Genomic DNA, 12,129 nt, shown 5'->3' with positions numbered 1-12,129 from the left:
ACCAGGCGGCAAGCAGCATGGCAGCCATGACGGTCACGGCGGAAGCGGCCCAGCAGCAGTCGGCGGCCGCCGCCGTCCTCACCGGGGCGACCGCGATGGGCTTCGTCGGCAGCAGCGTGGCGATCTCCGCCGTCCTCTCCGATGCGCCGCTGTTCACCGTCCAGTCGCTCCGGTACGCCGCGGCCTGCCTGGTCCTCCTCGGCTTCGCCCGGCTGGCTGGACGGTCGGTGGCCAGACCCCGCGGAGCGGAGTGGGCCTGGCTGCTCGGCATCGTCGGCACGGGGATGGTGCTGTTCAACGTGGCGCTGGTGCGCGGGTCCGAGCACGCCGAGCCGGCCGTGCTCGGGGTGGCCGTGGCCAGCGTGCCGATTGCGCTCGCGGTGGTGGGGCCGCTGATGACCGGACGGCGCCCCGAGGCGCGGGTGCTGCTGGCGGCCGCGGTGGTCACCGTCGGCGCCGGGCTGGTGCAGGGGCTGGGCCGGAGTGATGCCGTCGGACTGGCCTGGGCGGTCGTCGTCCTGGCCTGCGAAGCAGCGTTCACGCTGCTCGCCGTCCCGCTGCTCGCCCGGCAGGGCGCGTGGGGCGTCTCGGTGCACACCACCTGGCTCGCGGCCGTGGTGTTCGGCGTCCTCGGGCTGGCCACCGAGGGTCCCGCGGCGGTCGCGGAGCTGACCGGCGGTGAGCTCGCCGCGGCCGGCTACCTGGCCGTCGGGACGACCGCGCTCGCCTTCGTGCTCTGGTACTCCGCGGTCGGCCGGCTGGGCACCGCCCGCGCCGGCCTGCTGACCGGCGTCGCCCCCGTCGCCGCCGCCGGGGTCGGCGTGGCGATGGGGGCGCCCGCGCCCGGGCTGCTCGTCTGGCTGGGCATCGCCGTGGTCGGTGCCGGCCTGGCCCTGGGCCTCAGCGCCCGCGCACGTTGACCGCCCCGTCGCCAGCAGTCGCAGCCCCCCGACCGCGCCGCGGCGGACCTCACCGCGCCGGTGCAGCGCCAGGGAGTCGCCGGCCGAGGAAGTCGCGGATCAGCTCGGCGACCTGGTCACCGGCGCTCTCCAGGAGGAAGTGCCCGCCGTCCAGCAGGTGGACCTCCGCGTCGACGGCGTCGCGGGCGAAGCTGCGCCCGCCCTCGGGGCCGAAGATCTCGTCGCCCTTCCCCCAGACGGCGAGCACGGGGACCCGGCTGTCGCGCAGGTACTGGTGCAGCGCCGGGTACATCGGCGGGTTGGTGCGGTAGTCGCGGAACAGCGCCAGCTGGACGAGGTCGTTGCCGGGGCGCGACACCAGGGCGTGGTCGTGGTGCCAGGTGTCCGGGCTGACCACGGTCTCGTCGGCGACCCCGTGCAGGTACTGCCAACGGATCGCATCGAGGCTCAGCGCCGGCCGGATCGCCGCCTCGGTCTCCGCGTTCGGGTCCCGCGCGTAATCCCAGACCGGGGCCCAGAAGCTCTCGACGAAGCCGGCCTCGTAGCCGTTGCCGTTCTGCGTGACGATCGCGGTGACCACCGCCGGGTCGCGCAGCGCGAGTCGCCAGCCGACCGGGGCGCCGTAGTCCTGGACGTAGATCGCGTACCGGGTCACGCCCAGCTCGCGCAGCAGGCCGGCGGTCAGGTCGGCCAGCGCGTCGAAGGTGTACTCGAACTCCGTGACCGGCGGTGCGTCGGACAGCCCGAAGCCCAGCATGTCCGGCGCGATCACCCGGTGGCGGTCGGCCAGCTGCGGGATCAGCTCGCGGAACATGAACGAGCTGGTCGGGTACCCGTGCAGCAGGACCACGACCGGCGCGTCGACCGGGCCTGCCTCCCGGTAGAAGAGCTGCCGCCCGTCGATGACGGCGGTCCGGTGGTGAACGCGAGCCATGATGTCTAACCCCTCTGAGTCAGGTTGATGGTTAGGAACGTGGCAGACGTCCGCGTAACCTGTCAACCAGACCAAGGGGGTTAGATGTACCCGGTGGACCACTCACCCGCCGACGAGGCCTTCCTGCTCGACCTGCTGAACACGACGCCGGTCGTGGACGGCGTCCAGCGGGACCTGCTGGACGGCGATCCCGGCCGGGCGTGGCTGCGGGACCACGGCGGCGACGGCTCGGCGGCCGAGCAGCAGGCGACCCGCACCGCCCGGAACGCACTCCAGGCCGTCGCTCGCGGTGACGAGCCGGCCCGGTCGCTGGCGCCACTGCTGTCCGACGTCCGCCTGGCGCCCGCGATCGGGGACGACGGCATCAGCTGGATCCCCACCGACGTCCCGCCGGCCCGGGGTCTCGCAGTCCGCGCCGTCCTGGCCTGGGACGCGGTACGGCGCACCCATCCCGGGCGACTCCGGCCGTGTGCCAACGACGAGTGCGCCCTGTTCCTCCTCGACCGCAGCAAGCCCAACCGGGCCCGCTGGTGCTCGATGGCCACCTGCGGCAACCGGATGAAGGCCCGCCGGCACCACGAGCGCACCCGCGCCGGAGCATCCGGCCCCGAGTCCCGAGGCTGACGCTCGGCCCAACCCGTCAGCGCCGCGAGCTGCTGACGCGCAGGCCGTCGAGCGCGGTAGTCAGGATCGGCCGCGAGTAGTCGGGGTCGCCGTGGATCGCGCTGACCGCGATCACCATGTCGAGCACCTGCTCCAGCGACAGGTCGCCGCGGATCTCCCCGGCCTCCTGCGCGGCGGCTAGCAGCGGCCGGCCGGCGGCCAGCACCCGCTCCCGGCTGCGGTCCAGCACCGGGCCGGGGCCCTCCGCCTGGGCGAGCAGCTCGCCGGCAATCTCGTGCTTGGTGGTGAAGAAGCCCGCGAAGTGGTGGACCCAGGCGAGGAACCGTTCGCTGGGCGACCCGTCGACCGAGGCAGCGGCCGCACAGACGGCGTCCACCTGGTCGGTGTAGAGCGCCTCCAGCAGGTCCCGCCGTCCGGGAAAGTTGCGGTACAGCGTGGCCATCCCGACGCCGGCGCGGCGGGCGACCTCGGCCATCGACAGCGGGGGGCCCGGTTCGGCGAAACCGGTGCGCGCGGCGGCGAGGATCCGCTCGCGGTTGCGCTCGGCGTCGGCACGTCTGACAGGCATGACTCCCTAAGTGGACAGGTTGTCCGGTACGGTAGATGGACAGGCTGTCCACTTCGGGCAGATCGTACCCACCGCGAGGAGCACACCGTGGAACAGCGACCCCTGGGCCGGACCGGCATGTCCGTCAGCCAGCTCTGCCTCGGCGCGATGATGTTCGGCGCCGTCGGCAACCCCGACCACGACGAGGGCGTGCGGATCGTGCACCGCGCCCTCGATGCGGGCGTCACGCTCATCGACACCGCCGACGTCTACTCCGGCGGCGAGTCCGAACAGGTCGTCGGCAAGGCCCTGGCCGGCGGACGGCGCGACGGCGTCGTCCTGGCCACCAAGGTCGGACTGCCGTTCGGGCAGGACCCGAACCAGCGCGGCACGTCCCGGCGCTGGATCACCGAGGCCGTCGAGGGCTCGCTGCGCCGGCTGGGCACCGACTGGATCGACCTCTACCAGCTGCACCGGCTCGACCCGGACACCGACGTGGACGAGGCGCTGGGCGCACTGTCGGACCTGGTGCACGCCGGCAAGATCCGCGCGTTCGGCGCCTCCACGGTGCCGGCCTCGGAGATCGTCGAGGCGCAGTGGACCGCCGAGCGCCGCGGCCGCGAGCGGTTCCGTACCGAGCAGCCGCCGTACTCGATCCTGACCCGGGCGATCGAGACCGACGTCCTGCCCACCGCCCAGCGGCACGGGATGGGCGTGCTCAGCTACAGCCCGCTGGCCGGGGGCTGGCTGTCGGGCAAGTACCGGAAGGGCCAGGAGGTCAGCGGGCCGGGCTCGGTCGGCCGCGCGCAGCGGTTCCCCGGCGTCTACGACGCCGCGAACCCGGCCAACGCCGCCAAGCTCGACGCCGCCGACGCCCTGGGCTCACTCGCCGACGAGGCCGGACTGAGCCTGGTGCAGCTGGCGATCGCGTTCGTCGTCCGGCACCCGGCAGTCACGTCGGCGATCGTCGGCCCGCGCACGATGGACCACCTGGATTCCTACCTGGCCGCCGACGGGGTCGAGCTCCCCGACGACGTGCTGGACCGGATCGACGCCATCGTCCCGCCGGGGCACACGGTGAACGTCGGCGACAACATGTGGACGACGCCCGCACTCACCCCGGCGGCCCGGCGCCGCTGAGCCGACGACCGGCCGGGCCGGCTGCGCACCGGCCCGGCCGGTCAGTGCGCGACGCACAGCGCGGACGACCGAGGGGGCACCCGACGCCGGGTCGCGGTGGATCAGCGCACCGCCACGTGCAGGTGGTCGTCGTGCACCGCGTTGGCGAACGAGCGGGGCCCGGGGCCGTCCAGGTCCAGCCCGGTCGGCATGCCGACCTGGGTGACCCCGGGGACGGCCAGCACCAGCTCACCGAGCTCGCGCACCTGCTCCGGCGTCAGATCGTGCACCGGGACGCCGTCGAACGCCCAGATGTCGAACGCGCGGCCGGAGGAGTGCGCGCTGACCGGGGGCGCGGGACGGTCGTCGATGACGGTGTAGGGGTGCCCGGTCTGCAGCACGCTGATCTGGATGGGCACCTGCCGGGCCACGGCGATGGCGGCGTCCAGCATCTGGTCCTGCGCCAGGCCCGCGGCGATGTCCCACCGGGCGCTGTCCGGGAGCAGCAGACCCGGCTCGGCCAGCGCCGCCGCCGCGGAGCCGGACAGCTCGGCCGGCGGGTCGACCGGCGCGCCACCGGCGGAGGCCAGCTCGACCACCGCCCAGCCGTGGTCACCCCGGGCCAGCCGGACGTCGAGGGTGCGCACCTCGGTGCGCACTGCGCCGTCGACTCCGGTGCGCACCTGCTCGGCGACCACCATGGCACTGGCGTACGTGGGTGCGGCGATCGGGCGGAGCCCGCCGAGCTGGACGAAGAGCACCCGCACCCGCGAGGAGGCGTCGGCCCGGCCGAGCGAGGCCGCGATCTCCTGCTCGGGCCCCGGGAGCGCGGCGGCCCGAACGGAGGGAGCCGCCGGGTCGTAGGTGCCGAGGTCCTCCACGAAGTGCGCGGCCGCCGTCTTGAGCTCTGCCTCGACCTCGTTGCCCGCGGCCACGAACCGGGGCGGGACCGCCGGCAGCACCGGCTCCACCGGCGCCGGGGCGACGGTCGCCGGCGCCGGCTGCACCTGCGACGACTGCCCCGCCGCCCCGCCGGCCGCCGTCGGCTCGGCTGCCGAGGACGTCGCTGCGCAGCCGGCGAGGAGCAACGCGGTCGCGGCTGCGGCGACGACGCTGCCGCCGCGGCGCGCGCGGGCGGGGCGACCAGGAACCGGGACACGGGGAGCAAGTGGCATCGAGGAGGAGAACGGCACGAGCGGCCGCATTCGTTCCCCATCCCCGGGTACCTGCTGGCGATGCGACGACGGACACCGCTGCTCACTGCGCTGGCGCTCACGCTGCTGACCGGCTGCGGCAGTGGGGAGAGCGGTGTCGGGACCTCGGCACCACCGTCCACGGAGGCCGGTGGCCCGTCCACGGAAGCAGCGGCCGGGTTCGAGCGGCTGCCGGTCACCACCACCGAGGACTACCCGGCCTCCAGCCGCATCGCGCAGTGGCGCGAGCAAGTGCCCGACCTCCAGGAGCTGAGCATCCCGTCCACCGCCGACGGGACGGAACAGCCGGCCTTCTTCGTCGCGCCCCCGGAGGACGCCGGACCTGCTCCCCTGCTGGTCGTGCTGCACTCCTGGAGCTCGGACTGGCGGCAGGAGAACGGCATCCCCTACGCCCAGTTCGCCCAGCAGGAGGGGTGGGCGATGATCGCCCCCGATTTTCGCGGGATCAACCAGCGGCCCGAGTCGACCGGCTCGGACCTGGTCGTCCAGGACGTGCTCGACGCCGTCGACGAGGCGGACCGCCGCGCCGACGTCGACCCGGAGCAGGTCTACCTGGTCGGCTTCTCCGGCGGCGGCCACCTGGGCCTGCTGATGGCCGGCCGGCACCCCGACCGCTTCGCCGGAGTGGTCTCCTGGGTGCCGATCCACGACCTCACCGAGTGGTACGCCCACCGCCTCCAGCAGCCCGACGGTGACTACGTCGGGGAGATCGTCGCCTCCTGCGGCGGTGACCCGAGCCAGCCGGGCCCGGCCCGTGCAGAGTGCTTGGACCGCAGCCCCGTCACGTACCTGGACGCCGCCCGGGACTCCGACACCGCCTTCTACCTCGCCGCCGGCATCGACGACCAGAACGTGCCGCCGGACCACACGCTCGAGGCGTTCAACCAGCTCGCCCCGGACGCCGCGGTCGCTCCGGAGGCCGTCGAGTCCGTCGCCGGCAACGAACTGCCGTCCGAGCTGGGCGTCGACCCCGAGGTGGACATCTTCTTCGGCTCCGAGGACCCCGACGTGGTCTTCGCCCGGTCCGCGGACGACGTGACGGTGGTGCTCTTCGACGCCGGGCACGCCATGGTGTTCAACCCGGGGATGGCCTGGCTGGTCGACCAGGCCGCGAGCTGACGGCCCGCCCCGCTCGAGCAGGACGGACCGGCCGGCGGAGTGTCGCGTGCACGGCGTCGGCGGCCGGCTCGGTGACGTGGGCGATGCCGTCGACGACCCACCGACCTCCTGCCCGTCCGGGACCTGCCCGTCCGCCGCAGCAGGACCGTCGCCCTGGACGGCGTGACGGCCAGACTGTCGGACGCCGCGGTCGTGCACGCAGACGCCGTGCTGGCGCTCGACCACGGCCGCGTCGTCGACGCCCCGCCGTCAGTCCAGGACGGCAGTGACCTGCACCTCGACCAGGAAGTCCGGGTCGAAGAGCACCGAGACGCCGATCAGCGAGGCCGGCGCGGCCGGGGTGACGCCCAGCTCGGCGGACGCCCGGGCCACGCCCTCGAGGAAGGCGGGCATCTTGTCCAGGGTCCAGTCGACGACGAACACCGTCATGGTGGCGACGTCGGCGAAGGTGGCACCGGCCGCGGCCAGGGCGGTGCCGGCGTTGCGGTAGGCCTGGGCGACCTGAGCGGCGAAGTCACCAACGCCGACCTTCTCCCCCGACGCGTCGACGGCGACCTGCCCGGCGACGAACACCTGCCGCGACCCGGTCGCCACCGAGAGCTGGTGGTAGACGTCCGGCGCCGGCAGACCGGCCGGGTTGACCAGGGTGATCGCCATGCTGACTCCTCATCCGAGCGGCCCGGCGGATCCGGGCTGGCGCTAAACATAGCAGCGTTATGGCATGTAGTGTCCAGCTCGTGGCCCGCCCGAAGGACCCGGCGGTCCGCACCCTGCTCATCGAACGGGCAGCCGCGATGCTGCGGGCGCGCGAGCCGATCACGCTGCGCTCCCTGGTCGCCGGAACCGGCGTCTCGACGATGGCCGTCTACACGCACTTCGACGGCATGGACGGGCTCTGGCAGGCGCTGCGCCAGGAGGGCTTCACCCGGCTCGGCGCCCGGTTCACGACCGTCCCGGAGTCCGCCGACCCGGTGCGCGACCTGACCACCCTCTGCGCGGCCTACCTCGACCACGCCCTCACCCACCCCGACCTGTACCGGGTGATGTTCGACGCCAGCGTCGACCTGGAGGACCTGCCGGCCGCCGACGCGACGTTGGAGCACCTGGTCCAGGCCGCCCGCCGGTGCCAGGACGCCGGGCGGTTCCGCGCCGACGTCGTCCCGCTGGACCTGGCGATCCAGAGCTGGACCGTCGGCCACGGGCTGGCCTCACTGGTGGCCACCGGCCCCTTGCCGCCCGAGACCCTGGGCCACGGCCCGGTCCTGCTGGGTGCACTGTTCACCGCCAGCGGCGACGACCCCGACCGGTGCCGCGCCTCGGTCGAGCGGGGCTGGCACCACCCGGCCGCCGACGACGAACGGCCCCACCCCGCCTGACGTCAGCGGCGGGCCGAGCTCCAGCCCTGGGCCCGCAGCCGGTCGAAGCCGTCGAGCAGCAGGTCGAGGGCGAACTCGAACTCGAACTGCTCGTCACAGCCGGCGCCCACGCCGGACGGGTCACCACCGGTCGCCGCCACGGCGATCTCCAGGATGTGCGGGTACCGCGCCGCGAACTCCGCGGCCAGCGCCTGCTGTTCCTCGGCCGACGGCGGCACGGCACCGGCGGCCGGCGGCTCGTCGAACAACTCCGGGCTGAACCCCCAGATCCGGTTGCCCAGCGCGTGCATCACGTGGTGGGTCAGGTCGGCGGAGAACCCGCCGCGGCGGAACGTGCCGGCGAGGGAGTCCATGTACCCGAGCACGGCCGGGGTCCGGCGGGTGCGGGACTCGATGGCCTGCCGGGCCCACGGGTGCCGCAGCACCGCCCGCCGCGCCGAGAGCACCCGCGCCCGCACCGCCGGCTGCCAGTCCAGCGCCGGGTCGGCGGGCTCGAACTCCCCGACGACGACGTCGACCATCCCGTCGAGCAGCTGGTCCTTGTTCGCCACGTGCTTGTACAGCGCCATCGGGACGACGCCCAGCTCCTGGGCCAGCCGCCGCATGCTCACCGCGTCGACCCCCTCGGCGTCGGCGAGGCCGACGGCGGCACGAAGCACCCGATCGGTGCTCAGCGGCGTCCGCCGCCCCGGAGGAGCCACCCGGGCAACCTACCCCGTTGACAGGTGTACGCCGTACACCTAGCTTCCTCGCTATCGAGGTGTACGCCGTACACCTCTCGTCGAGGGGAGGCGCCGTGCGCGCCAGCAGCCGGCAGTGGTGGGTCCCGGCCGGGGTCGTCCTGCTCAGTCTCGTGCCGGTCCTGGCCGGCGCGGTCCGCCTGACCGAGCTGGCCGGCGACCCGGAGGTGGCGGTCGCCAACGCCCGCTTCGTCGCCTCACCGGTCCCGGTCGTGGTGCACATCGTCAGCGCGACGCTCTACTCCCTGCTCGGCGCGTTCCAGTTCGTCCCACGCATCCGCCGGCACCGGCCGCGCTGGCACCGGCTCGCCGGGCGGGTCCTGGTGCCCGCCGGTCTGCTGGCCGCGCTGTCCGGCCTGTGGATGACGCTCGCCTACGCACGGCCGCCGGCGGACGACGTGCTGCTCACCCCGATGCGGCTGTTCTTCGGCGCCGCGATGGCCGCCTGCCTGGTGCTCGGCGTGCTGGCCATCGTGCGGCGGGACGTCCCGGCCCACCGCGCCTGGATGGCCCGCGGCTACGCGATCGGCCTCGGGGCCGGCACGCAGGTGCTGACCCACCTGCCCTTCGTGCTGGCGGGCGCCGAGCCCGGCGGCCTCGGGCGAGTCCTCGCCATGCTGGCCGGCTGGGTGGTCAACCTCGCGGTGGTCGAGTGGGCTCTCCGCCGCCGACCGGCCGCGGCACGCCCGACCCCGGCACGAGCCCCTGCCGGGCCGGTCCCCGTGGCCGGCCGCCCGCGCTGAGCGGGGCACCGGGCCGGCGCGCCGGCCGCGGCCGGGCCGGCGCGGGGCCGGCCCGGCCCGGCCGAACGTCAGGAGGCCGCGTAGGCCACGGCGACGTCGAGCACCCAGGTGACGCCGAACCGGTCGGTGAGCATCCCGTAGAGCGGGGCCCAACCGGCCGGCGCCAGCGGCTGCACGACGGTCGCGCCCTGCGACAGCGCCTGCCAGTACCGGGTGATCTCGGCGGCGTCCTCGCCCTGCACCGACACGAAGAACGGCCGCTCCCCCGGTGCGTACGGCAGGCTCCCCGGCACGTCGTAGGCCATCACCCGGAATCCGTTCTCGGCGGCGACCTGGCCCCACATCACCTGGTCGACCTCGGCCGGGTCCTGCACGGCACCGGCGTCGGCGTAGGTGACGACGGCGAGGTCGCCGCCGAACACCGACCGGTAGTGCTCCAGCGCCGCGCGGGCGTCGCCGCGGAAGTTCAGGTGGGTCGTCGTCTGCACGCTCATGGTCGGCTCCTCGCCGGTCGGATGGGGAGCTCGTCTCCCCGGTACGGACGACGCCAGGAACGAGCAGTGCCAGTTCTTGGCCGCAATCCGGCCACCTGCTGGACGGCGCGGCGTGACGTCCCGCACGAGCGCGACCGGCAAGATCCGGGCCGATCCGTTCCGCACTGGGACGGCAGCCGGTGGGAGGCCCGAGTGCAGGTCCGCACGCTCGTCTCGCTCCTGGTGCTGGCCGGCGCGGGGCTGACCGGTTGCACGGCCGGTGCGGCCGAGCGCGTGGCCGTGAGCAGCTCCGCTCCCCCGGCGGCACCCACGCCGGTCCCGGCGCCCAGTGAGCCGACGCCATCCCCCGACGAACGACCGATCCCGGTCCAGCAGGACGCCGGCTACGCCGACGCGGTCGCGACCTTCGGCGAGGAGCGGGTGCGGGCCCTCCTGCTGGACGACGCCAGGATCGCCCGGATCGCGCTGGCCGACTGCCTGCGCTGGACCACCGGCGAGCTGCACCCCGAGCTGACCGCACTGGTCAGCCCGGAGCTGCTGGATCGGGTCCAGCAGGAACTCGACCGGCCGGACGACGGCCCGCCGCCGAGCCTGCTGTCGGACCTGCCCGAGGACGACGGCAACGGCAACGACGAGGCCGCCGCGGTGGTCGACGGCTGCGACGACAGCGCGCCGCTGCGCTACTAGACCGGGCTGTTCGAGCCGCCGCTCCGGGTGGACCGCACCGGCGACCAGCCCCGGCTCGTGCTGGTGGCGAGCTTCGCCATGAACGTGACGTTCGGCGACCTCGTGGTCGGCGCCGGTCAGGACTGGACGTTCACCTCCGAGCCCACCGCGACCGGGTGGCAGCTGGTCGACGCGGAGACCGTGGCGAACGTGAACTGGCACCCGGCCCGGCCGGGCTGACCAGCGGCGTCAGCTGCGCCGACGGCGCCGGGTGCCCGCGATGACCAGGACGGCGCCCACGACGAGGAAACCGGTTGCGACGCCCCACTGACCGGGGTCGTCCGACCGCCCGATGTCCCACAGGACCACCTCGACGGCGCCCAGCACGAACAAGAGGCCGAGCACCGTCCGGTCGCGCGACCGTGAGCGCTTCCCCGCCGGCGTACGGGCCATGCGCCGACCCGAGACGACGAGTGATGCGCCTGCCAGGACCAGCAACGCAGCGCCGGCCACCCGCGGTGCGGTCGCGTCACCGGCGGCCAGCAGCAGGGCGAGGCACGCCACGCCCGCGACCACGAGACCGATCCCGGTGATCAGGCGGTCGGTGCGTGGGCTCACGGGGGCTCCTCCCGGCGACGTCGGACGGTCGCAAGCTACCGGCCGAGGCGGCGTTCCATCACGTGCCCGGTGGCCTGGAAGGACTCGTTGCCGACCAGCCCGCCGGTCTTCGTCTCCACCAGGGTGAACCCGGAGCGCTCGTAGAGCCGCCGGGCCGGGTTGCCGTCGAGCACGGTGAGCTCCACCCGGTCGACCCCCGCCGCCTCGGCGTGGGCGAACAGCTGCCCGATCAGCGCCGTCCCCACGCCCCGCCCTTGGTGGCTGGGGTGCACGTACATCCAGGTCAGCTCGCCGTCGGCGAAGGCCAGGAAGCCGACGACGGCACCGTCGAGCTCAGCGACCCACAGCTGGTCGTCGAACAGGCCCTCGTCCTCGGCCGTCTGCTGCAGGGTCAGGAAGGCCTCGACCCCCACCGACCACCCGAGCTCCTGGAGCCGGGCGGCGTCGTGCACCCGCGCGATGGCGTCCCAGTCGGCCGACCGGTACTCGCGGATGTCGATCATGGCCGGGACTGTGCCGACGGGGCCGGTGCGTCGTCCAGTGAATTGCCCACGAGGTACCCGTGACGAACCGGTCACGGTCGGCGCCGTGACTGCCGAGAACTCAGCACATGAGCAACCACGCCCTCGTCGATGACCTCCAGGCGACCACGGACGTGCAGGTCATCGCGGAGATGGCGACCGCCGTCCTGGAGACGATCGACCGCCTCCACACCGACGGCCTCACCGCCCTCACCACCATCGCGGAGACGCCGGTGCGGCTGGAGCTGCCCCCGGTCGCCGAGGCGCCGGCTCCGGTCGAGGCCGAGCTGACCGAGGCCGAGCCCGTCGAGCTGACCGAGGACGAGCCCGTCGACGACGAGCCCATCGAGGCGGAACTGGTCGAGGAGGCCCCGGACCTCGAGGCCGAGGACGTCGTCCGGATCGCCGAGCCGCTGTGGGTCGTGCCCCCGCCCCGGGGCCGGCACCTCGCCGAGGCCCTGACCGACCAGCTCCCCGCGCAGAGCGTCGCCTGA

At 74.3% G+C, this 12,129-nt stretch carries 17 protein-coding genes; 9 read left to right on the top strand and 8 right to left on the bottom strand.

Annotation, left to right across the window (positions count from 1 at the left end; translation table 11 throughout):
* Nucleotides 1-26: 26 nt before the first annotated feature.
* Nucleotides 27-920 carry a DMT family transporter gene (locus Q1A09_RS19415; protein ID WP_299958834.1) on the top strand — a complete coding sequence of 298 codons (894 nt, stop codon included), beginning with the start codon at nt 27-29 and terminating at the stop codon, nt 918-920.
* Between the two features lie 49 nt (nt 921-969).
* Here Q1A09_RS19415 and Q1A09_RS19410 read toward each other — a convergent pair whose 3' ends face one another.
* Entirely contained in the window at nt 970-1,854 is an 885-nt protein-coding gene (locus Q1A09_RS19410) for an alpha/beta fold hydrolase (RefSeq protein ID WP_299958831.1), read from the bottom strand.
* Nucleotides 1,855-1,947: 93 nt separating this feature from the next.
* Here Q1A09_RS19410 and Q1A09_RS19405 point away from each other — a divergent pair, with 93 nt between their 5' ends.
* On the top strand, nt 1,948-2,478 hold the full coding sequence (locus tag Q1A09_RS19405) for a CGNR zinc finger domain-containing protein (RefSeq protein WP_299958828.1): 531 nt from the start codon (nt 1,948-1,950) through the stop codon (nt 2,476-2,478).
* 16 nt (nt 2,479-2,494) lie between these two features.
* Here Q1A09_RS19405 and Q1A09_RS19400 read toward each other — a convergent pair whose 3' ends face one another.
* Nucleotides 2,495-3,046: a TetR/AcrR family transcriptional regulator gene (locus tag Q1A09_RS19400; protein WP_299958825.1), complete on the bottom strand. Its 552-nt coding sequence runs from the start codon at nt 3,044-3,046 to the stop codon at nt 2,495-2,497.
* An 87-nt stretch (nt 3,047-3,133) separates the two neighbouring features.
* Between Q1A09_RS19400 and Q1A09_RS19395 the strand changes: the two genes are divergently transcribed.
* Nucleotides 3,134-4,165 (top strand): aldo/keto reductase, encoded by a 1,032-nt coding sequence (locus Q1A09_RS19395; RefSeq protein ID WP_299958820.1) that lies wholly within the window; start codon nt 3,134-3,136, stop codon nt 4,163-4,165.
* A 101-nt stretch (nt 4,166-4,266) separates the two neighbouring features.
* Here Q1A09_RS19395 and Q1A09_RS19390 read toward each other — a convergent pair whose 3' ends face one another.
* Nucleotides 4,267-5,349 carry a hypothetical protein gene (locus Q1A09_RS19390; protein ID WP_299958819.1) on the bottom strand — a complete coding sequence of 361 codons (1,083 nt, stop codon included), beginning with the start codon at nt 5,347-5,349 and terminating at the stop codon, nt 4,267-4,269.
* A 30-nt stretch (nt 5,350-5,379) separates the two neighbouring features.
* Between Q1A09_RS19390 and Q1A09_RS19385 the strand changes: the two genes are divergently transcribed.
* Nucleotides 5,380-6,477 carry a S9 family peptidase gene (locus Q1A09_RS19385; protein ID WP_299958817.1) on the top strand — a complete coding sequence of 366 codons (1,098 nt, stop codon included), beginning with the start codon at nt 5,380-5,382 and terminating at the stop codon, nt 6,475-6,477.
* Between the two features lie 249 nt (nt 6,478-6,726).
* Here the strand turns inward: Q1A09_RS19385 and Q1A09_RS19380 are convergent, their stop codons facing one another.
* Nucleotides 6,727-7,134 (bottom strand): RidA family protein, encoded by a 408-nt coding sequence (locus Q1A09_RS19380; RefSeq protein ID WP_299958816.1) that lies wholly within the window; start codon nt 7,132-7,134, stop codon nt 6,727-6,729.
* An 80-nt stretch (nt 7,135-7,214) separates the two neighbouring features.
* Between Q1A09_RS19380 and Q1A09_RS19375 the strand changes: the two genes are divergently transcribed.
* Nucleotides 7,215-7,853, top strand: coding sequence for a TetR/AcrR family transcriptional regulator (locus tag Q1A09_RS19375; protein WP_299958813.1), 639 nt, complete (start codon nt 7,215-7,217; stop codon nt 7,851-7,853).
* Nucleotides 7,854-7,855: 2 nt separating this feature from the next.
* On the opposite strand, the gene Q1A09_RS19370 is transcribed toward Q1A09_RS19375, so the two are convergent.
* Nucleotides 7,856-8,512, bottom strand: coding sequence for a TetR/AcrR family transcriptional regulator (locus tag Q1A09_RS19370; RefSeq protein WP_299958810.1), 657 nt, complete (start codon nt 8,510-8,512; stop codon nt 7,856-7,858).
* 137 nt (nt 8,513-8,649) lie between these two features.
* On the opposite strand from Q1A09_RS19370, the gene Q1A09_RS19365 reads away from it, so the two are divergent.
* Nucleotides 8,650-9,336, top strand: a complete 687-nt coding sequence (locus Q1A09_RS19365; protein ID WP_299958808.1) for a DUF2306 domain-containing protein — start codon at nt 8,650-8,652, stop codon at nt 9,334-9,336.
* A 68-nt stretch (nt 9,337-9,404) separates the two neighbouring features.
* On the opposite strand, the gene Q1A09_RS19360 is transcribed toward Q1A09_RS19365, so the two are convergent.
* On the bottom strand, nt 9,405-9,830 hold the full coding sequence (locus tag Q1A09_RS19360; RefSeq protein ID WP_299958805.1) for a VOC family protein: 426 nt from the start codon (nt 9,828-9,830) through the stop codon (nt 9,405-9,407).
* 192 nt (nt 9,831-10,022) lie between these two features.
* On the opposite strand from Q1A09_RS19360, the gene Q1A09_RS19355 reads away from it, so the two are divergent.
* Nucleotides 10,023-10,517 carry a hypothetical protein gene (locus Q1A09_RS19355; RefSeq protein WP_299958802.1) on the top strand — a complete coding sequence of 165 codons (495 nt, stop codon included), beginning with the start codon at nt 10,023-10,025 and terminating at the stop codon, nt 10,515-10,517.
* Between the two features lie 27 nt (nt 10,518-10,544).
* Nucleotides 10,545-10,736 carry a hypothetical protein gene (locus tag Q1A09_RS19350; RefSeq protein WP_299958799.1) on the top strand — a complete coding sequence of 64 codons (192 nt, stop codon included), beginning with the start codon at nt 10,545-10,547 and terminating at the stop codon, nt 10,734-10,736.
* A 9-nt stretch (nt 10,737-10,745) separates the two neighbouring features.
* Here Q1A09_RS19350 and Q1A09_RS19345 read toward each other — a convergent pair whose 3' ends face one another.
* Both Q1A09_RS19345 and Q1A09_RS19340 read right to left on the bottom strand, forming a co-directional pair.
* Entirely contained in the window at nt 10,746-11,114 is a 369-nt protein-coding gene (locus Q1A09_RS19345) for a hypothetical protein (protein ID WP_299958797.1), read from the bottom strand.
* 35 nt (nt 11,115-11,149) lie between these two features.
* Nucleotides 11,150-11,617 (bottom strand): GNAT family N-acetyltransferase, encoded by a 468-nt coding sequence (locus Q1A09_RS19340; RefSeq protein ID WP_299958794.1) that lies wholly within the window; start codon nt 11,615-11,617, stop codon nt 11,150-11,152.
* A gap of 107 nt (nt 11,618-11,724) precedes the next feature.
* On the opposite strand from Q1A09_RS19340, the gene Q1A09_RS19335 reads away from it, so the two are divergent.
* A complete protein-coding gene (locus Q1A09_RS19335) occupies nt 11,725-12,129 on the top strand; it encodes a hypothetical protein (protein ID WP_299958791.1) in 405 nt (134 codons plus the stop codon).

The sequence above is a fragment of the uncultured Modestobacter sp. genome, assembly GCF_947486615.1.
Taxonomy (GTDB): Bacteria; Actinomycetota; Actinomycetes; order Mycobacteriales; family Geodermatophilaceae; genus Modestobacter.
The sequence above is the reverse complement of the archived record's forward strand: the minus strand, read 5'-3'. Positions and strand labels throughout refer to the sequence as shown.

Coding starts and splice junctions, on each gene's coding strand:
- Q1A09_RS19415 (WP_299958834.1), top strand. CDS start 27: ATGACGGTCACGGCGGAAGCGGCCCAGCAGCAGTCGGCGGCCGCCGCC.
- Q1A09_RS19410 (WP_299958831.1), bottom strand. CDS start 1,854: ATGGCTCGCGTTCACCACCGGACCGCCGTCATCGACGGGCGGCAGCTC.
- Q1A09_RS19400 (WP_299958825.1), bottom strand. CDS start 3,046: ATGCCTGTCAGACGTGCCGACGCCGAGCGCAACCGCGAGCGGATCCTC.
- Q1A09_RS19390 (WP_299958819.1), bottom strand. CDS start 5,349: ATGCGGCCGCTCGTGCCGTTCTCCTCCTCGATGCCACTTGCTCCCCGT.
- Q1A09_RS19385 (WP_299958817.1), top strand. CDS start 5,380: ATGCGACGACGGACACCGCTGCTCACTGCGCTGGCGCTCACGCTGCTG.
- Q1A09_RS19380 (WP_299958816.1), bottom strand. CDS start 7,134: ATGGCGATCACCCTGGTCAACCCGGCCGGTCTGCCGGCGCCGGACGTC.
- Q1A09_RS19360 (WP_299958805.1), bottom strand. CDS start 9,830: ATGAGCGTGCAGACGACGACCCACCTGAACTTCCGCGGCGACGCCCGC.
- Q1A09_RS19340 (WP_299958794.1), bottom strand. CDS start 11,617: ATGATCGACATCCGCGAGTACCGGTCGGCCGACTGGGACGCCATCGCG.
- Q1A09_RS19335 (WP_299958791.1), top strand. CDS start 11,725: ATGAGCAACCACGCCCTCGTCGATGACCTCCAGGCGACCACGGACGTG.